Source organism: Wolbachia endosymbiont (group A) of Aleiodes leptofemur (genome assembly GCF_964028465.1).
Classification (GTDB): domain Bacteria; phylum Pseudomonadota; class Alphaproteobacteria; order Rickettsiales; family Anaplasmataceae; genus Wolbachia; species Wolbachia pipientis.
In genome coordinates, this window is record NZ_OZ034782.1 from 1,280,275 (window position 1) to 1,299,620 (window position 19,346).

General features: G+C 35.6%; 22 protein-coding genes, 1 tRNA gene and 2 pseudogenes. 6 read left to right on the plus strand and 19 right to left on the minus strand.

What is annotated here, in order from left to right; all coding sequences use genetic code 11:
- Window position 1: 1 nt before the first annotated feature.
- A complete protein-coding gene (locus ABWU67_RS06825; protein ID WP_010963049.1) occupies window positions 2-241 on the minus strand; it encodes a hypothetical protein in 240 nt (79 codons plus the stop codon).
- Window positions 232-549, minus strand: a complete 318-nt coding sequence (gene rsfS / locus ABWU67_RS06830) for a ribosome silencing factor (RefSeq protein ID WP_006279567.1) — start codon at window positions 547-549, stop codon at window positions 232-234. The genes ABWU67_RS06825 and rsfS overlap by 10 nt, the downstream gene beginning before the upstream one ends.
- A 179-nt stretch (window positions 550-728) precedes the next feature.
- On the opposite strand from rsfS, the gene ABWU67_RS06835 reads away from it, so the two are divergent.
- The 3 genes from ABWU67_RS06835 (at window position 729) to ABWU67_RS06845 (ending at window position 2,695) form a co-directional block, all read left to right on the plus strand.
- Window positions 729-1,226, plus strand: a complete 498-nt coding sequence (locus ABWU67_RS06835) for an AAA family ATPase (RefSeq protein ID WP_353281994.1) — start codon at window positions 729-731, stop codon at window positions 1,224-1,226.
- 258 nt (window positions 1,227-1,484) lie between these two features.
- Window positions 1,485-1,931 (plus strand): RNA pyrophosphohydrolase, encoded by a 447-nt coding sequence (locus tag ABWU67_RS06840; protein WP_007548581.1) that lies wholly within the window; start codon window positions 1,485-1,487, stop codon window positions 1,929-1,931.
- Window positions 1,928-2,695 (plus strand): TatD family hydrolase, encoded by a 768-nt coding sequence (locus tag ABWU67_RS06845; protein WP_353281995.1) that lies wholly within the window; start codon window positions 1,928-1,930, stop codon window positions 2,693-2,695. Before ABWU67_RS06840 ends, ABWU67_RS06845 begins: the two co-directional genes overlap by 4 nt.
- Window positions 2,696-2,722: 27 nt before the next feature.
- Here ABWU67_RS06845 and mdh read toward each other — a convergent pair whose 3' ends face one another.
- Genes mdh through ABWU67_RS06880 form a run of 7 tightly spaced genes read right to left on the minus strand, consistent with a single transcriptional unit; the run spans window position 2,723 to window position 6,528 of the window.
- Complete coding sequence (gene mdh, locus ABWU67_RS06850) at window positions 2,723-3,673, minus strand: malate dehydrogenase (RefSeq protein ID WP_353281996.1); 951 nt, start codon at window positions 3,671-3,673, stop codon at window positions 2,723-2,725.
- 3 nt (window positions 3,674-3,676) lie between these two features.
- Window positions 3,677-4,249: an NADH-quinone oxidoreductase subunit C gene (locus ABWU67_RS06855; protein WP_006279573.1), complete on the minus strand. Its 573-nt coding sequence runs from the start codon at window positions 4,247-4,249 to the stop codon at window positions 3,677-3,679.
- Window positions 4,242-4,748 carry a NuoB/complex I 20 kDa subunit family protein gene (locus tag ABWU67_RS06860; protein WP_006279574.1) on the minus strand — a complete coding sequence of 169 codons (507 nt, stop codon included), beginning with the start codon at window positions 4,746-4,748 and terminating at the stop codon, window positions 4,242-4,244. Before ABWU67_RS06860 ends, ABWU67_RS06855 begins: the two co-directional genes overlap by 8 nt.
- A 3-nt stretch (window positions 4,749-4,751) precedes the next feature.
- Window positions 4,752-5,105: an NADH-quinone oxidoreductase subunit A gene (locus tag ABWU67_RS06865; RefSeq protein WP_006279576.1), complete on the minus strand. Its 354-nt coding sequence runs from the start codon at window positions 5,103-5,105 to the stop codon at window positions 4,752-4,754.
- A gap of 18 nt (window positions 5,106-5,123) precedes the next feature.
- Entirely contained in the window at window positions 5,124-5,492 is a 369-nt protein-coding gene (locus ABWU67_RS06870; protein ID WP_353281997.1) for an HIT domain-containing protein, read from the minus strand.
- A 3-nt stretch (window positions 5,493-5,495) separates the two neighbouring features.
- Window positions 5,496-5,753 carry a hypothetical protein gene (locus ABWU67_RS06875; protein WP_006279579.1) on the minus strand — a complete coding sequence of 86 codons (258 nt, stop codon included), beginning with the start codon at window positions 5,751-5,753 and terminating at the stop codon, window positions 5,496-5,498.
- 16 nt (window positions 5,754-5,769) lie between these two features.
- Complete coding sequence (locus ABWU67_RS06880) at window positions 5,770-6,528, minus strand: hypothetical protein (protein ID WP_264329491.1); 759 nt, start codon at window positions 6,526-6,528, stop codon at window positions 5,770-5,772.
- A 183-nt stretch (window positions 6,529-6,711) separates the two neighbouring features.
- Here ABWU67_RS06880 and ABWU67_RS06885 point away from each other — a divergent pair, with 183 nt between their 5' ends.
- Together ABWU67_RS06885 and ABWU67_RS06890 are read left to right on the plus strand one after the other, a co-directional pair.
- Window positions 6,712-8,241 (plus strand): UDP-N-acetylmuramoyl-tripeptide--D-alanyl-D-alanine ligase, encoded by a 1,530-nt coding sequence (locus ABWU67_RS06885; protein WP_264329492.1) that lies wholly within the window; start codon window positions 6,712-6,714, stop codon window positions 8,239-8,241.
- A 50-nt stretch (window positions 8,242-8,291) separates the two neighbouring features.
- Window positions 8,292-9,242: a complex I NDUFA9 subunit family protein gene (locus ABWU67_RS06890; protein WP_353281998.1), complete on the plus strand. Its 951-nt coding sequence runs from the start codon at window positions 8,292-8,294 to the stop codon at window positions 9,240-9,242.
- Between the two features lie 8 nt (window positions 9,243-9,250).
- Here the strand turns inward: ABWU67_RS06890 and ABWU67_RS06895 are convergent.
- Window positions 9,251-9,324: transfer RNA gene (locus tag ABWU67_RS06895), tRNA-Arg, on the minus strand.
- An 860-nt stretch (window positions 9,325-10,184) separates the two neighbouring features.
- Here ABWU67_RS06895 and ABWU67_RS06900 point away from each other — a divergent pair.
- A pseudogene (locus ABWU67_RS06900) lies at window positions 10,185-11,043 on the plus strand (IS630 family transposase).
- Between the two features lie 25 nt (window positions 11,044-11,068).
- Here ABWU67_RS06900 and ABWU67_RS06905 read toward each other — a convergent pair.
- The 9 genes and pseudogenes from ABWU67_RS06905 to ABWU67_RS06945 all read right to left on the minus strand — a co-directional run bounded on the left by ABWU67_RS06905 (window position 11,069) and on the right by ABWU67_RS06945 (window position 19,244).
- Window positions 11,069-12,022: an IS481 family transposase gene (locus ABWU67_RS06905; RefSeq protein ID WP_353281999.1), complete on the minus strand. Its 954-nt coding sequence runs from the start codon at window positions 12,020-12,022 to the stop codon at window positions 11,069-11,071.
- 530 nt (window positions 12,023-12,552) lie between these two features.
- On the minus strand, window positions 12,553-13,101 hold the full coding sequence (locus tag ABWU67_RS06910; protein WP_353282000.1) for a hypothetical protein: 549 nt from the start codon (window positions 13,099-13,101) through the stop codon (window positions 12,553-12,555).
- Between the two features lie 22 nt (window positions 13,102-13,123).
- A pseudogene (locus ABWU67_RS06915) lies at window positions 13,124-13,982 on the minus strand (IS630 family transposase).
- A complete protein-coding gene (locus ABWU67_RS06920) occupies window positions 13,955-14,140 on the minus strand; it encodes a hypothetical protein (RefSeq protein ID WP_353282243.1) in 186 nt (61 codons plus the stop codon). The pseudogene ABWU67_RS06915 and the gene ABWU67_RS06920 overlap by 28 nt, the downstream one beginning before the upstream one ends.
- Window positions 14,141-14,268: 128 nt before the next feature.
- The gene (gene leuS, locus ABWU67_RS06925) at window positions 14,269-16,785 is read right to left on the minus strand and encodes a leucine--tRNA ligase (RefSeq protein ID WP_341820332.1); all 2,517 of its coding nucleotides are present in this window, start codon (window positions 16,783-16,785) and stop codon (window positions 14,269-14,271) included.
- A 12-nt stretch (window positions 16,786-16,797) separates the two neighbouring features.
- Window positions 16,798-17,394: a murein hydrolase activator EnvC family protein gene (locus ABWU67_RS06930; protein ID WP_353282001.1), complete on the minus strand. Its 597-nt coding sequence runs from the start codon at window positions 17,392-17,394 to the stop codon at window positions 16,798-16,800.
- Window positions 17,395-17,439: 45 nt separating this feature from the next.
- A complete protein-coding gene (locus ABWU67_RS06935) occupies window positions 17,440-17,766 on the minus strand; it encodes a MerR family transcriptional regulator (RefSeq protein WP_006279880.1) in 327 nt (108 codons plus the stop codon).
- Entirely contained in the window at window positions 17,766-18,071 is a 306-nt protein-coding gene (locus ABWU67_RS06940) for an integration host factor subunit alpha (RefSeq protein ID WP_006279881.1), read from the minus strand. Before ABWU67_RS06940 ends, ABWU67_RS06935 begins: the two co-directional genes overlap by 1 nt.
- A 60-nt stretch (window positions 18,072-18,131) precedes the next feature.
- The gene (locus ABWU67_RS06945; protein WP_341822167.1) at window positions 18,132-19,244 is read right to left on the minus strand and encodes an MFS transporter; all 1,113 of its coding nucleotides are present in this window, start codon (window positions 19,242-19,244) and stop codon (window positions 18,132-18,134) included.
- Between the last annotated feature and the right edge of the window lie 102 nt (window positions 19,245-19,346).

Below are 19,346 nucleotides of genomic sequence, written 5' to 3' on the forward strand. Positions count from 1 at the left end.
TTTATAAACCCCAGTCTATCCTGTCATTAATGCCGAAGGTAACCCTAATAGAGAAGCCAGTGCCCAGACACTGGAACTTAATTATAAACAAGCACACTATACAACGTTTTCGATGAAATTGCATGAAAAACTGGATTCCAGTGTCAGCTACTTTCATGACACCACTACCTGTGCAGGAGTTGCCTTCAAAATTACAACGTTTGTGCAGTTGTGCACCAGCTATCCAGGCAATCAGTTCCATAACTCTTCTATTTTATAATACTCCCTTACTTCCGGCCTGAATATGTGAACCATTATGCCTTGAAAATTCAAAACTACCCAATTGCCTTCATCCATACCTTCTACATCTATTTTATCATGTGGCTTGAGGCTTTTTATTACGTGCTCAGCTAAAGCTTTAACGTGACGGCTTGAATCACCAGATGCAATAATCATATATTTTGCAATAACGGTTTTATTCTGCACATCAAAAGTTACTATATCATGACCTTTATTTTGATCTATTATCTCTTCAATTGTACTTCTTATCGATTCCATATCGCTAAGCATTGTTTACAGGTTATATGATTCATTTATAATTATATACTCAAAATTTCTAAATATGAACTATTTTCAACGCAACTACTTGTTAAAGGTATTACCTGCATCTATTTTATCATCATGTTTTTAGCATGTACAATGTATATACTTTTTATATAATTGAAAATAGCTTTTTACTAGTATTCATTATGGGCAAGACTCTCATCTACTTAATCGGCTTTCCAGGCAGTGGTAAGTTTACTACTGCAAAGGAACTGTGTAAAATCATTGGTGCAGTAATAGTAAGCAATAATCTATTCAATAATATTATATTTGATATTGTTAAATTACAAAACGCTGAAGTTCCAGATGACCTATGGGAAAAAATTTTTGCAGTTAGGGAAAATGTATTAGCAATACTGGAAAAACACTACGTAAAATCAAAACATTATATATTTACAAATGAATTGATAGAGGGTGATCCCTATGACCAAAGATTATATAACTCAGTGGTAAATTTAAGTAAAAAAATGGACATGGAAATTTTTTCTGTAGTATTACATTGTAATAATGAAAAACTAGTAAGACGTGTCCAATCAGAAGAGAGATATCAGGAAAATAAAATTACTGATCCGGATTTTGCTATAAAGAAAATTGAAGGGAAAAGGCTATTTATAGCCTTTCTTATAATAGTCCGAATGCGATAAGATATGTGTTTATGGCTATAGCAGGCCAGTAGCATATTACGGTCTGTTCGGATTATTGTAAAAAGGGCTATATACCTGAGGGTTCGCTTGAAATTGATAACTCGAACTTGAGTGCAAAGGAAGTTGCAAAGAAAATTGTTGAAGAGATGAAGAAAGAAAAAAATGGAAAATTAATTAAAACTTCTGTAACAAATCATTTAAAAACAGAGCGTACTCGTGGTTGAGCAGAAAGATAAGTACCGTCCTTGTGTTGGCATAATGCTATTTAACAGACAAGGACATGCCTTTATTGGAAAACGCTTTGATAGCGATTCTTACTGGCAGATGCCACAAGGAGGTGTTGATGATGGTGAGGAACTGGAACAAGCAGCGTTACGTGAGTTGCTAGAGGAGGTTGGTACTAATAAAGTAAAGGTTATAACTAAAAGCAAGGATTGGATATACTACAACTTGCCTGAAGAAGTTATACCAATATGCTGGAATGGAAAATATTCTGGTCAAAAGCAAAGGTGGTTCTTAATGAAGTTTTGCGGAGAGGATGAGGACATTGATATTAATTATACTGGTCATCCAGAGTTCAAAGAGTGGCGTTGGCAAGGTATAGATAGTTTAGTAGCCAGTGCTATATCATTTAAAAAAGAAGTTTATAAAACAGTGATAGAAGAGTTTTCTTCTATAATAAAAGCCTCAACAATAAGCTCATGATAGTAGATTCTCATTGCCACTTGATTTATTTTTCTGACGATGAAATACCAAAAGTAATTTCAAGGGCAGAGCAAAATGGTGTAAAGGTTTTGCATAACATATGCGTAAGCATTGACGATGTTCCTAAGTTATTAAAAATTTCTTCATCCTATGATCAGGTCTACTCCTCTGTTGGTATACATCCGCTTGATGCTGCTATAGAAAACGGTGAGTGTATACATGTTGATGAATTAGTTGAATTTACCAAGAACCAAAAGGTAATTAGTATCGGTGAAACCGGGTTAGATTTTTATAAATCTGACAACAAAGACAATCAGAAAAAAAGTTTTGCATTACATATAGAAGCGTCAAGAATAACTGGACTACCTTTAGTTATTCACACAAGAAGCGCTGATAATGAGATGATCGATATGTTAAGGTCAGAAATGAAAGCCGGTGCTTTTAGTGGAGTAATGCACTGCTTTGCTTCCTCTAAAGAACTTGCTTATCAATCTATAGATTTGGGGTTATATATTTCATTTTCTGGAATTATTACTTTTAAAAATGCGAGCTTACTCAGAGAAATTGCACAAAATGTACCACGCGAGCGTGTTTTAGTCGAAACTGATGCACCATATCTATCACCTGAGCCTTATAGGGGAAAAAAGAATGAACCAGCAATGGTGAAATACGTTGTTGATTGTTTGGCAGAGTTGTGGAATGAGTCACCAGAACAAGCAGCGAAGGTAACCACAAGCAACTTTTTTAGGCTGTTTGAGCTATAAAGAAGCTCTATAAAACCATTAATTTGCTTATGAACCTAAAGATTTCACCAGCTCTCTCACCGAGTTTACAGACTTATTAAACATTTCTTGTTCACTATCATTCATTTTAACTTCTAGGATCTTTTCAATTCCGTTTTTTCCAATAATTACAGGAACACCAATAAACAACTCTTCTACACCATATTCACCATTAAGGTAAGCAGCACATGGTAATATGCGCCTCTTATCTTTTAAATATGATTCTAACATGCATATAGCTGAAGATGCAGGAGCGTAGTATGCAGATCCAGACTTAAGCAGATCAACTATTTCTTTACCGCCATTGCGAGTGCGTTCAACTATTTCATCGACTTTTTTCTGTGTGATAAGACCCATATCGATAATTTGAGTAAGTGGAACTCCAGCAACTGAAGCACAATTGATTAGTGGTACCATAGTGTCGCCATGTCCTCCAAGCACAAAAGCAGATATATCTTCAACTGAGATATTTAACTCACTTGCAAGAAAGTAACGAAAACGGGAAGAATCAAGCACTCCTGCCATGCCAACAATCATATTAGTTGGAAGGTTTGAAAATTTATGCACCACTGAAACCATGGCATCCAAAGGGTTGGTAACCACTATTACAAACGCGTTTGGAGAATATTTTTTAATATTTTCGCCAACCTCCTTCATTACTTTAGCATTGGTTTGCAGGAGGTCATCCCTGCTCATTCCAGGTTTTCTAGCGATGCCAGCGGTTATTATAATTGCATCGGAGTTTTTTATATCTTCATACCTATTTGTGCCAGTAATATTGACATTAAATCCATCAATAGGGGATGATTCTGCTATGTCGAGTGTTTTACCTTGTGGTATTCCATCACTAATATCAAGTAAAACAACATCACCGACTTCCCTTAGTGCAATCATATGGGTGAGAGTTCCACCGATATTTCCTGCACCGATTAAAGATATTTTTTTTCTTTGTACTGTCATTTTCTACTCCTTTGTATTTACTTTTATGGTTTTACCTTCCCAAGGCGATAAGCTATCAAACATACGAAAATCTTGCGGTAAATCTATAGGATTATACACAACCTTTTTTGTCTCTATATCATATCTTACTTCCTCATAACCAGTGAGAGGGAAATCTTTTAACATTGGATGACCTTTGAATCCATAGTCTGTTAGAATCCTACGCAAATCAGGGTGATCAGAAAACTCTATTCCATACATATCAAACACTTCACGCTCAAACCACAAAGCCGTACTAAATATCTTCGCTACACTTGGAGGCATGTCGCTTTCACATAACTGAAGCTTTATGTGTACTCTAATATTATGCACAATGCTGAGCAGATTGTATATTAGCTCGAAACGCTTCTCTCTATTTGGATAGTCAACCCCAAAAATATCAACTAATAGTTCAAACCTACACTTTTCATCATCACGTAGAAAGAATAGGTACTTTTCAATTTCATCTAAAGTTGAATATATTACAATAATGCCATCATCTTTTTGAATGCACTCGCATTTGGTCTTTTTTTGTATATACTTTGCAGTTTTATCCATTCCGAGTCCGTTTTATTTTGTTTTGTAGGCATAGCATTCCATATAGCAACGCCTCAGCGGTTGGTGGGCATCCAGGGACATACACGTCAACTGGCACAATTCTATCACAGCCTCGGACTACTGAATAAGAGTAATGGTAATAACCACCACCATTTGCACAACTTCCCATGGAAATAACATACTTCGGGTCTGCCATTTGATCATAAACCTTGCGCAATGCTGCTGCCATTTTATTAGTTAGTGTGCCAGCAACAATCATCACATCTGATTGACGTGGGCTTGCACGAAACATTATACCATATCTATCAAGATCATAACGGCTGGATGCAGTATGCATCATCTCAACTGCGCAACATGCAAGACCAAATGTCATTGGCCACAATGAACCAGACCTTGCCCAATTCATTACATAATCTGTTAAATCACCAAATTTAGTGACAAGAAACCCTTCTTTTTTATAACGACCCCAGTCATCATTAGATAGAATTTGATTTGTCATAAACTACTCCCACTCTAATGCACCTTTACACCATTCATAGATAAAACCTATAGTGAGTATTGCAAGAAATACCATCATAGACCAAAATCCACCATAGCTTATCTTAGATAAAGAAACAGCCCAAGGAAAAAGAAAAGCAATTTCTAAGTCAAATATTATAAATAATATTGAAACTAGGTAAAATTTAATGTCAAAATTTTTCCTTGCACTGGATAGTGGATTGAAGCCACACTCATATGTGGAAAGCTTTTCACCATCTGGCTTACTCACTGCAAGAAACATAGGCAATATACCTAAAGCAAAAGATACTACAATTGATACGCAGATAAAGATTACTATGGTTAAATATTCGCTCATTTAACAAAACATATAACACTATGAGTTTACATGCTTTCCTAACTTTTTACCACCTAAAATATGCACGTGAAAGTGTGGTACAACCTGCTCTCCATTTTCACCGTAGTTAGTGACTAATCTATATCCTGTTTTTTCTAGATTATATTTGTGTGCTATCTCTCTTACAGTTTTGAAGAAATCCGCTATTTCCTCTTCAGGAGCTTTTAGAATGAAATCATCATATGAAATATATTGATTTTTTGATATAACTAAAATATGAACTGGTGCGTCAGGGTACTTATCATGAAAAGCTAGTACATTTTCATTTTCATGTACCCTCTCACAAGGTAACTCACCTCTTAATATTTGAGCAAAGATGTTATCGCTATCATAAACTTCATTGCTCATATTTTAAGAGCGACCTTTCCCTCTTTCTTCGTTTTTCTCTACATTAGGTGTAGATAGTGGTTTTATCGCTTCACCAGAAGCATCTTCAAGATTTAAAGAGCTTACAAGTTCCCTTACTTTTACCATGTCCTGCTGTTCTTTCAAAAAGGGTTCTATTCCACTTACCCTTTTTCCAGTAATAACTCCTGGTTGTAAGTGATACATATCCCCAGGAACAGTTAGACTATGATGTCTTTCCTCTATTTTTTTAGCTTCACTCATAATACTCCCCTATAACTTATTTTTGCATTCCACAACTTTGCGACTTACCTGCTTTTATAGCTTCTTGCGCCCATTTTTTCTCACCTGAAGCTATAGTTTCTGAAGGCTGACCAACATCAGACTTCACAACTTTGTCTGATGACTGCTTTTGATTATCATATTCCTTATACAATTTTTCTGCAATACCATACAGCAATTTTAAGTCTGTGTGAACTTTAAATTCTCCACCAGTAATTTTTGCTAGATCTTTAAGGTTACCGTCAACTTTTTGTTTAATTTCTTCAATAGCAAGCTTTTTTATCTCCTCTGGACTCTTTCCTTTATAGTCAGTTTTAATGTCTTCAATTATTTTTTTAACATCAACTTCAATTACAATTTTATTTTCTTCTCTATGTATAGTGATGTTTGAATACTCACTTTTTAGTGCTTTTATTTGTTCATCATTCAAATAAGGTATATCTCCCGTCAGAGTTCTTGACACTAAAAAACTTACCTTTCCTATCCCTTTCTTTTGCTCTGTTATTTGTACACCAAGATCCTTACTAGCCTGTGTGGTTTCTATAGGTGGATCATATTCCCTTTCTTCTTCAGGTACATCTATACCAACAGCTTTCTTTAACGAAACTGTAGCATCATGTTTCATTTCACCCGTTGAAGCAAACGGCTTCTTTATAGGGTAAATAAGTGCTTTAGGCACAAGAGCAAACACCCGACCTGTAGCTTCTACACCTGTTTTAACTGCTCCGCCTATCTTAGCCCAAATAGATTCTGCCATACATACCTCCAAGGTAGTTTCTATAACTAAATACATTTTAACTATAGACGAAAAAATTTAAACTTCTATATCCATTATAAGATAGAATTATAGGGATTGCAACCATTATTTGCACATTGTCTAAAACATGTAGTATTTTCGCTACTTTTATTGTTCAATTTATTATAAAGAATACTCTAAATTATGTTTAAATGGAACACAAATAATATCATTGATGCAACTGGCGGAAGAGACGTAAATGGTTGTAATTGGATACATAGCTCAAATATTTCAACGGACACAAGAAGCATAAAAAAAGGTGATTTATTTATTGCCCTCAAGGGAAAGAATTTTGATGGCCATAATTTTTTGCATGAAGCGTTTTTAAAAGGGGCTGTCGCTGCAATAGTGAGTGAGGGTAAATATAAAAGTTTCCCTCTCATGATTGTACAAGATACCCTGAAAGCTTTGCACGATATGGCATCATACTACATTAGAAATGTTCTTATTGATGCTAAAGTTATTGCAGTTACAGGCAGTGTCGGGAAAACCACTACAAAGGATATGCTGCATACTGTTTTATCGCAATATGGAGTGTCCCATGCAAACGAAGGTAACTTAAATAATAATATAGGATTGCCTTTGACAATTCTGAAAGCTCCAAAAAACTGCCAGTACTTAATTCTTGAAATGGGAATGAATAAAGCTGGTGAAATAAAAGAATTATCAAAAATTAGTAATCCGAATATTGCAGTTATTACCAACATCGAACCTGCACATACTGAAAATTTTTCATCACTATTTGACGTTGCACAAGCGAAGTTAGAAATTCTGTATGGTATGAAAAATAACGGTACTTTGGTTTTAAGCAGAGATAATAAATATTATGATTATCTCTCATCACACGCCAATAGAAATGTAATAAGCTTCGGTAAAGATAAAAATGCTGAAGTTTGTTTACTAAACTTAATAAGAAACGATGAATCTTCTGTCATTTCAGCACTATCTTCTGTCATCCCAGTGCTTGACTACTTGGATCCAGGAAGTTCAATTGCAAATGAGCATATCAGACGGTTGTATAATAAAGACTGGATTCCAGCGTCACGCGCTGGAATGACATCAAACCGAGTTGCTAATAGATTAAGTTTAAAAATCAGGCTGAGTGATAATCAAATTATAAACTGTAATTTACGTGTACAAGGTGAGCATTTTGCTTATTCGCTACTTGCTGTTGCAGCAGTTGTGCAAAGCCTCGGACTTGATTTATCAAAATTACCACTTGCACTTAAGAATTTTAGTGTAGCGAAAGGTAGAGGCAATATTCATAAGGTCAAATGCAATAAAAAATATATACATTTAATTGATGACTCCTATAACGCCAGCCCTGCTTCGATGAAAACTGCAATAAAAACTTTGAGTACATATTCTAATCAGAGAAAAGTAGCTTTGCTTGGTGATATGTTGGAACTTGGTGATGAAAGCATAGAGTTTCATACAGATTTGGTTAAGATTATCACAGAAAATAATATAGATAAAGTTTATACAGTTGGTAAATTTATGTTAGAATTGCATGAGCTTTTGCCAGATAATATAAGAGGCACGCATTTTAATGATTCTAATCAATTGAAAAGTGATTTAGCTAACATTATTCAGAATAATGACGCAATTCTAGTTAAAGGCTCGCGAGGAATGAAAATGGATCTTATTGTACGGGAATTCGTAATAAAATATTAAGCGAAATCATTGTATTAATTTACAGTAACAAATTATTAGGAACTTTAATTGTGACAAAACTTGTAATTATTTTTGGTGGAACGGGGTTTATAGGGAAACACATCGTAAGACGCTTGGCAGCAGAAGGATATTTAATAAAGATATTCACTCGTAATCAGGAAAAAGCTGCTTGTTTAAAATTGTGTGGCAATTTAGGACAAATATCAATATTTAAAGGCGATTTTTTTGATGAAAAATCAGTTCTGGATGGTATGGAAGAATGTGATGTAGCTATAAACTTAGTGGGAATATTATATGAAGCAAAAAAGCACGATTTTTACGCTGTTCACGTTAAAATAGCTGAAAGGATAGCAAAAGCTGCAAAAATGAAAAATGTACCTATGATGATACATTTTTCTGCTATGGGAATAGAAAATAGCAAGTTGTCAAAATATGCCAAAAGTAAATTGGAAGGTGAAAAAGCTGTAACTTCAGCATTTCAAAAAGCAATAATAATTAGGCCAAGCCTTGTATTTGGTAAAGAAGACAACTTCTTTAATAAATTTGCAAGATTAGCAACTATTCTTCCTTTCTTACCACTAATTGGCAATGGAACAACTAAATTTCAGCCAATATGTGTAACAGACTTAGCTGAAGTGGTATATCGTATTATCAGTTTTAATAAGCAAGACAAGAAAATTTATAACATGGGTGGACCAAAGGTTTACTCTTTCAAAAGCTTATTGAAGTTTATTCTGAATGTTACTAACAGAAAGTGTTTGTTGATCAATGTATCTTTTCCAATGGCAAAGTTAATAGCTTTCTTTTTAGAAAATAAAATTATTTCTATGCTGCTAAAACCAATAACCGGAGATACGAACCCTATGCTTACTCAAGATCAGGTGAAAGTTATGATGAATAGTTCAATCGAAAAGTCAGTTGACCTTGAAACAATGAAGGTTCGACCATTAGCAATTGAAAATGTGGTGCCAGAGTACTTGAAGATTTATAGAAAGTATTGATAAAAGAGTGTGCCCGGTGGGATTCGAACCTACGACCCACAGCTTAGAAGGCTGTTGCTCTATCCAGCTGAGCTACGGGCACACAACATATATAAAATGCTTCTTAGTACAAGTGAAGTCAAGTACTTCGTGTGAATATGATGTTTATCTTGCGACACCTTGTCATTGCAGTTGTGTGTCGCGCGCTGCCAAAATTGGATGCGAGAAGTCTATTTATTTTAGAAAATATTATATAGAAACTTACTTGACACCCTTCGCCAGCGCCCTTATCATGATAGTGAAGCTATTGTATTTGCTTTCGCCAATCTGCAGATTAAAAGGTAAGGATTACTTAATGTATCGGCGTCTTATGTTCAATTTTTTGCAGTATATAGATACTGTATGTCTTTACAAAACTTCATCTACATCTAGATTTTTATCTAAATAAGCTGAACGCGCTTATAAAGCGTTACAAGACATCAAAAAATGCCAATACTCGACAGAGATAGTAAAAGACTAGCTAACTCGGGGATTCTTTGTCTTTTTTTCTGCTTAGTAAATTTCTTAAACATTTGCAGCGTAAGTTAGTTGCAATTAAAAGCAGCTAAATCTTGCTTGTCAAACGTTTAAAACATAAAAAACGCCAATATTTTAAAGCAGATAATAACCCCAGGGCTTCTTTTGCCTTTTTTTTCATTTGGTAAATTTCTTAATATTTATAGCTAAACAACAACCGTCATCCCGCTACGTGTTAGCGGGATCTATGCTTTGAGATACCGCGAATGAATCGCGGTATGACGGTGTAGATGATGGTTAAGTAATTCGTCATCCCGCTGCTTGTTAGCGGCTAAGAGATACCGCGAATGAATCGCGGTATGACGGTGTAATGATGGTTAAGTATAGCTCTTTCCACAGAAGTCCGGATATGATAAGATTAAGGATAGATGGCGATAAGGAGGTTGGATGCCGGCAGCATATAGTTATGATTTAAGAAAAAAAGCAATGGAAGCACTAGACGAAGGGGAAAGCAGAGAAGCAGTGGCAGCAAGATTTAAAATTGGACGAACTACTTTGTGGGAGTGGAAGCAAAGAAAAAAAGAAACAGGCGACTTTCAGTCAAAAAACTCGGTAATGGAGGTTACAATCAGAAAATTATCGACTGGAATAAGTTTATCGAATTTGCTAAAAAACACGGTAGAAAAACTCTGTCGGAAATGGCTAAACTTTGGGGCAACGTTAGTATCGAAACGATCCACCGAGCTCTCAGAAAAATTGGATTTACGCGCAAAAAAAGACATATGGATACAAGGAAAGGAACGAAGAAAAACGTGCTGAATTCTTAAAAATTATAGCAACAAAAGAACCAGAAAACTTAGTGTATATAGATGAGTCTGGGATTGATAACACGGAGGACTATCCATATGGGTATTGCCAGAAAGGACAGCGATTTTATGCCCTAAAATCTGGAAAAAAAACTCAACGAATCAGCATGGTTGCAGCCTTAAGTAGAAGAAAGATAGTTGCTCCATTAACATTTGAAGGCCACTGTAATATGGATATTTTTAATGGATGGTTTGAGCAATTTTTGGCACCGATCTTAGAACCTGGACAAACTGTCATTCTTGATAATGCTACTTTTCATAAGTCTGATAAGCTTATCAAGCTCGCTAAAGGAGTCGGTGCAGAAATTTTGTATCTGCCGCCTTATTCTCCAGATTTTAACAAAATTGAGCATCATTGGTTTGCTATAAAAAACAGAGCCAGGAAAAACATTCCTCTATTCGAATCCTTTCGTCGTGCTGTTGATTCTGCCTTCCTATGACCTATTCGGACTATTATGAGAAATGCTATAAGATGTATGGTCCCAGAGTGTGATGGTGTGGATTTAGTATAAATAATTCTGGAGACTGTGTCCACTGATAACATATAAATTCATAAGGAGTAAGACCCTTAAGAGTTTTGAGTCTCTTTGCATAATTATAAGCCATAACAAAGTTATAAAGGTGTTCTTTAAGTTGCTGGTGCGATTGATAGTAATACTTCTTAACTGTAGCATCCTTTAAAGTTTTATTCATACGCTCGACTTGCCCATTCGTCCAAGGATGGCTAACTTTTGTCAAACGATGTTCAATAACATTCTCTTCGCAAACTCTATCAAATATATGTTGGAAAGCATACTTATGACGCTTCTGGTTTGTAAATTGTATACCGTTATCTGTCAAAATAGTATGGATTTTATACGGTAAAATTCTAATCAAATTACGTAAGAACTCAGCAGCTATGGGTTTTGTAGCACTGTTACACAACTCAACATAGGTAAATTTGGATGTCCTATCAATAGCAACAAACAAATGTAATTTGCCCTCCTCAGTTCTAACTTCAGCAATATCAATATGAAAGTAACCGATAGGATATTGTTTGAATTTCTTTTTTGACTTAACTTCTCCATCAACAGTTGGTAATCTGCTAATGTTGTGTCTTTGTAAACAACGATGCAAGCTAGAGCGAGTCAAATGCGGAATTGTAGACTGCAGAGCGTAAAGGCAATCATCTAGTGGCAGTAGTGTATACTTGCGAAATGTAACTATTATAGCTTCCTCTTCTAGCGTTAAAACAGTTGATCTTGGATGCTTTCGACCCATATCAGCATCTTTCGTAAATGAACGTTTTCTCCACTTAATAATAGTTTTTGGATTAAGGTTATAATGCTTGGAGAGTTTTGCTATGCTCTCTTTTCTATTTTGTATTGCTCTACGAATCGTCTGTGTTGTTTTGGCGCACCCATGTAATATCTGTCCCATAATGACTCCTTAAATGATGATGATAGTATACCATCACTCTCTGGGACCATACATCTAACTATTGCATTCCAGAACAATTTGATGCATCATTCTTTTTGTAAAAAACATTCCACACTTTCTCTCCACTTTTTCTGGGTAAGGTCATTTTTGCCTTGACCAAGAAAAAATTCAGCTATTGCCTTACTTTCTCTTGCAACAACTTCTTCCTTAACAATTTTTCCTTTCTCATCAACGATACTTATAAAAGTTTCTTTTAGTGAGATCGCTATAATATTCCATGAGACTGCTCCTACTAATAAAAGTTTAAATTATTTTTGAAGAACTTATTCTACTGAATTCGTTACTTCGTGCTAAAATAATGGACTCCATCATTCAACAGCAATTACAGTATGTTTACCCTTTTTCTTGTTATTTTTCTAATCTATAGCTAGCGTTCAAAACCATATTCGAAAATACGTTTTCGGATTTTTTTTAATGCTGTTTATTTCATCCTCAACATCGTCTCTACCTTTATGAACTAAGTAGCAGCATTAAAAATTATAACGTACCCCTATCTCTAGAGTTGCATCTGGTATTTGTTTTGCTTTTATACCACTTAGTTGCCCACCCATGGTCATACCAACTGCACCAATTATCTGCGGAGTAATTTCATAATCAACACCTAACTTTAGTTTATAGGAAATAGAACTCAGTATTTTATCTACTACAGATGAACCAGCAGCTTCACCACCTGATTCTGGAGCACCTTGTGTTTCTTCTTCCTTTTCTTTTTCTTCTTGTGAACTATTGCCATCACCATCAACTGTATCACTAACACCAAAGCCAAAAGGTGTTATTTGGAGATATCCTCCTAAACCTCCGCTGACATATAGTTTAACGGGATCAATATCAAGGTCAGGATAGAAGCGGTAGTTTGCCAATAAGCTAGCTCCTATGCTCTTTAATGACTTAATATTACTGAGAACCTCAAGTTCAAATTTAGAGTTTTGGTCATAGTGGTAACCAAGAACAACACCAGGTTTCATTTTAAAGCCACCACCCCAACCAGCACCAAAGTTTAAACCTGCATAGTATAGCATTTCTCATAATAGTCCGAATAGGTCATAGGAAGGCAGAATCAACAGCACGACGAAAGGATTCGAATAGAGGAATGTTTTTCCTGGCTCTGTTTTTTATAGCAAACCAATGATGCTCAATTTTGTTAAAATCTGGAGAATAAGGCGGCAGATACAAAATTTCTGCACCGACTCCTTTAGCGAGCTTGATAAGCTTATCAGACTTATGAAAAGTAGCATTATCAAGAATGACAGTTTGTCCAGGTTCTAAGATCGGTGCCAAAAATTGCTCAAACCATCCATTAAAAATATCCATATTACAGTGGCCTTCAAATGTTAATGGAGCAACTATCTTTCTTCTACTTAAGGCTGCAACCATGCTGATTCGTTGAGTTTTTTTTCCAGATTTTAGGGCATAAAATCGCTGTCCTTTCTGGCAATACCCATATGGATAGTCCTCCGTGTTATCAATCCCAGACTCATCTATATACACTAAGTTTTCTGGTTCTTTTGTTGCTATAATTTTTAAGAATTCAGCACGTTTTTCTTCGTTCCTTTCCTTGTATCCATATGTCTTTTTTTGCGCGTAAATCCAATTTTTCTGAGAGCTCGGTGGATCGTTTCGATACTAACGTTGCCCCAAAGTTTAGCCATTTCCGACAGAGTTTTTCTACCGTGTTTTTTAGCAAATTCGATAAACTTATTCCAGTCGATAATTTTCTGATTGTAACCTCCATTACCGAGTTTTTTGACTGAAAGTCGCCTGTTTCTTTTTTTCTTTGCTTCCACTCCCACAAAGTAGTTCGTCCAATTTTAAATCTTGCTGCCACTGCTTCTCTGCTTTCCCCTTCGTCTAGTGCTTCCATTGCTTTTTTTCTTAAATCATAACTATATGCTGCCGGCATCCAACCTCCTTATCGCCATCTATCCTTAATCTTATCATATCCGGACTTCTGTGGAAAGAGCTATACTTATCTTCTGACTTACTTGCACTATTACTAGCTGCACCTGCTAGAGATGAAGTAAGCAACACAGCCAAAACGCACAATCTCTTTATTTTCATATAACTCCTCATACAAAAAAATATATAATGCATAAGTATATATCCTTTATATTAAAAAAGATATAACTACATGTCAAAAAAAGTATAGCCATAAAATCAGATTATATAAAACGTACTACTCAGGTCTTTTATATAACTATATTTACTATCTTATTTGGTACAGCATATACAGTGCGAACTTTGCTTTGATCGATCTTACTGGACACAGAGTCTATCGCTATTTTCTTCAATTCTTCTTGAGGTAAGTTAATTGCCACCTTGATTGTTGTACGTAATTTTCCATTGATTTGCACTGCTATAGTTACCGTATCGTCAACTAATAATGATTCATCAGCTTTTGGCCAAGGTTGACCTCCTATTTCTTGCCATAGGCTTTCAGCTAGATGTGGTATGAATGGTTCGATTACTCTGATTAATATACATATACCTTCATCAATAAGAGATTTTCCAGTTTTTACGTCTATTTCAGCTATTAAATTCGTCATCTCACGAAATTTTGCCACTACACAGTTTAATCTGCAGTTTTCCAAGTCATCTGTAAGTCCGTGTAAGAGTTTATGAATTTTTTTTCTGTACTCTAGAAGTCCACCCATAACATTTTCATTATCATAGTGTATATTTACAGGTCTTAGCTGCATGACCATACGCCACAATTTATTTACATAACGAGAACAACCTTCCACGCCATCATCGGACCATTCCATATCTTTCTCCGGAGGAGTGTCGGACAACACAAACAAGCGAGCAGTATCAGCACCATACTTTTCTATGATAAAGTTTGGGTCAACTGTATTCTTTTTCGATTTGCTCATTTTTTCAACTTTGCCCACTTGAACTTTTGCACCTCGCGCTATTAATTCTTTTGCTTCTGCGGGAAATAGCCACTTACCATTTTCGTCTTTATAAGTTGCATGGCAGACCATTCCTTGAGTGATTAAAGTAGAGAAAGGCTCTTTAATATCAAAATAGCCACATTTGGTTAAAGCACGGCAGAAAAATCTTGAATAAAGCAAATGCAGAATTGCATGTTCTATCCCACCTATATAATAATCAACAGGCATAAAACGATTACATGCATCTTTGTCTATTGATTTATCTTCACTACAGAATGCAGCAAAATACCAGGAAGATTCAAAAAAGGTGTCGAATGTATCAGTTTCACGCTCTGCTTGCTTTCCGCACTTTGGACAATCAACAAATTTCCAAGTTGGGTGCTTATCCAGCGGATTGCCACCACTTGTAAATTCTACATCTATTGGTAGAACTACAGGAAGGTCTTTTTCTGGCACTGGAACAGTTCCGCAATCTTTGCAATATATGATAGGTATAGGGCATCCCCAATAACGCTGCCTTGAAACTCCCCAATCGTGCAAACGATAGTTTATTGTTTTTTTGCCTATTTTTTTTTCTTCAAATTTTTTAACTATGGCTTCCTTTGCTTCACTAACCATTAATCCGTTTAAGAATTCGGAGTTAAACATTGTCCCGTCTCCAGTATACGCCTCCTTTGTCATCTGAGTAGCTTGACACTGGGATCCATTGTAAGAATTCTGGTCACGCGCTGGAATGACACCTAAGTGGGCTGAAGAAATAACGGGAATTATCGGCAAATTATATTTCTGTGCAAATTCAAAGTCACGCTGATCATGTGCAGGGCAACCAAAAATCGCGCCTTCCCCATATTCCATCAACACAAAATTCGCTATGTAAAGCGGCAATTCCTTATCAAGAAATGGATGTTTGACGTTTAATCCGGTGTAAACTCCTATTTTTTCATCGTTCTCTCTTTTTGATTTTATTTCCTGGATCCCAGTGTCAAGCACTGGGATGACAACAGAAGAACCATTCTTTAAATCCTGCACAATAGGATGCTCTGCTGCCACTGCACAAAAAGAAGCCCCAAACAAAGTATGAGGATAAGTTGTAAAAACTTTTAATTTCTTATTCAGGCCAACTACTTCAAACTCTATAGTTGCTCCTTCAGATTTTCCTATCCAACGCTCCTGCATTGTTTTGACTTTTTCTGGCCAATTTTTCAAACTTTGCAGGCACTTGAGTAAATCTTCAGCGAAATCAGTAATCTTTAAAAACCATTGGGACAACTTACGTTTTTCAACAACTGCACCTGATCGCCATCCTTTTCCATCAACCACCTGTTCATTTGCAAGCACTGTTTGGTCCACTGGATCCCAGTTAACCCATGATTCTTTTCGATAGGCAAGCCCATGCTTTAAAAAATCCAGGAAAAATTTTTGTTCGTGTTTGTAATAATCAGGCTCACATGTGGAGAGTTCACGCTCCCAATTATAAGAAAGACCTATAGATTTCAACTGTGTACGCATATTATCTATATTCTCTTTTGTCCATGTTTCGGGGCTAATATTGTTATCCCTTGCTGCATTTTCAGCTGGTAATCCAAACGCATCCCAGCCAATTGGATGCAAAACCTCAAATCCATTAGCTCTCTTGTAACGCGCTATCACATCCCCTATTGCATAGTTACGTAAGTGTCCCATATGAATTTTACCAGATGGATATGGAAACATTTCCAACACGTAACACTTTTCTTGTTTACCACTCTTGCTTACAGAAAAATCCCATTTATCTTGATAAAATTTTTCAACACTTTTAAAATCATATTTCATATAAATCCAAATTCAATTACAGTTCATATGCATCAAAGGATCAACCGCTTGGCCATTATGTCGTATTGTGAAACACATCTGTGGATCTTTATCTTGTGTGCTTGATTTACCTGCAGATCCAATTACTTGACCTTGCTTTACTTTATCGCCAATTTCAACATGTATGTTTTTTAAATAGGAGTACACAGTCATGTAATTATCTTTGTGTTCCACTATAATTAAATTCCCATACCATCTCAGCCCTTTGCCTACATATATCACTTTGCCTGGTGCAGAGGAAACTACGTTCGTTCCATTTTGAGCAGCAATTTTTATGCCATCCTTACACATTTCATCAGAAGAGGTAGCTGAACCTTTAACTGGCATTACAAATTTACAATTTACCCCCACATTTTGTGTATTATTGTTATCTTTGTATATCCTATTTATGATGGCTTTTCTACTTTCTTTTTGCACTGAAGGCTCCCTAATTAAATGGTACTCTCTTGTATATTCCAGATCTCTTTTTCCGTAAAATTCTTCGCCTTTAAGCAGCACAGGTGCAGGTTTTTGCAGGCCACAGCCTATTAATATTGCTAATAATATAAGAAATGAGGCTATATGCCACATTTTAAACTCTCACAAAACTCCAAAATTTTAGCGAGACGTAGTGTTTCACGCCTGCTTGTTACTTTCCTCGTTATTTATTTTACTAGTTAAATAGTCCCTCAAATCGGTGAGTTCTTGCAACAAATTCTTTGTGACTTTTATATCATTACCAAATTCTTTTTGCACTCCTTTTATTGTATATCCTTTATCATATAGCATGTATTTTACTTTCTTTATGGCCTCTATACACTTGCGATCATATAGCCTTCTTCCTTTACGCTTTGTAGGCTTAATTTGATGAAATTGACCTTCCCAAAATCTCAAAACATGCTGTTCCAAATGTAGCTCTTCAGCTACTTCCCCAATCGTATAAAATAATTTTTCCTTGTTCATTAATTATTGATTGATTTTTTTATAATTTTTGAAGGCCTAAAAGAAACTGAATTTCTTGCCTGAATCATCACTTTCTCCGATGTATTTGGTATATTTCCTGGTCTTTCCTTCTTTTTCTTAACCAAGAATGTTCCAAATGACGATATTTTTACTATTCCATCCTTTACCAAGCTTGTCTTTATTTCGTCCAATATATCATCTATTATCGAAACAGAGTCTTCCTTTGATAATCCTATTTCTTGGTTTATATCTCCAGCTATCGTTGCCTTAGTTACTGTTGTGTCTTTTGTTGTAACGTGATCCATTATTGATAAATATTACAATACGTAAATATAATATAGCAATCGACTCGAGATTCAGCTACTTTATTTTTTAGAGTATGTCTCTTTTGTTGCATAATTTAAAATACCGGCAACTATCAATATTGCAAAAAGTGCCATTTTATGATCTGTAAAAAGTGCTAACATTGACACTATAACTCCACTGCCAATAAACATAAATCCATTGATAATGGATGATGATGTGCTGATGTATTTTCGTTTCACAATCTCGCTGCCGACAGTAAAATTAAGCATATGTCCTCCCGCAAAAAACCCGAACATTAACATACAAAAGTACACAACGTGGACTGTTAAATGGCTGTATAGTAAAATAATAATTGAGACGCCTTGCAATAAAGCAAAAGCAGAAATTACATGTTTCCTATTTTTAAATAAGTTTGAGATTCGATCTGCAATTGGAGCACCAACTGCAAGACCAAGCCATAGTATTGCAGTTGCTATACCTGACTCCATTGCATTGAGTTCTGAGTTGCCCAGTAACCTTGGAGCCCACAAGGTATTAAGTGCTAAAAATGTTCCAAAAGTAATAGCACCCACCACTGAAGTTATCCAGATATCTCTTAATTTTAGCACTGTTAATATAGAGCACATTACTGTCTTCATAGAGCTTTTTATTGTGCGCTTTTCTGAGCTGCTTTCTGGAAGTGTGTTTGGACAAAAAAGCGTAAGTACAAATATCAACACACCAAATAGTATTATGCATACAATCAGATTTTTCCAATATGCATCTTCGGCAAGCAAGTTAGAGAACAGTATTTGAATTACCAAAGCAGAAAGGCTTGAAATTGTCTGCACTAGTGAAAACATTAGTCCAAATTGGGCAGCGGAAAAACATATGCTACTTGTGTGAGCAGCACCAATAAAACCAAATGATGCTCCAGTTGCAATCAACACTTGAGACAAAATCAAATGGGAGAAATTGTCACTATTAATAAGGACAAAAAACCCCAAGATCATAGTTGATAACGAGAAAAAATAAATTTTTTTACTGGAAAAAACATTAAACGTTGCTCCACTAAAAAATTGTAAGATGGCGAAAGTCCAAGTATATGCTGAATTAGCCAGTGCAACTTGCGCGATTGTAAGTCCAAGTTCCTTTTCGAGATTTACACTTATAAAGGTATAAATTATCTGCATGTTGCTGAATATAACAACCAAGTTACTAATCAGCCAAATGAACCAAGCCTTAGCTCTGCTTTCCATAAGATTTATTTTTATAAGTAATCTATTAGAAATTTA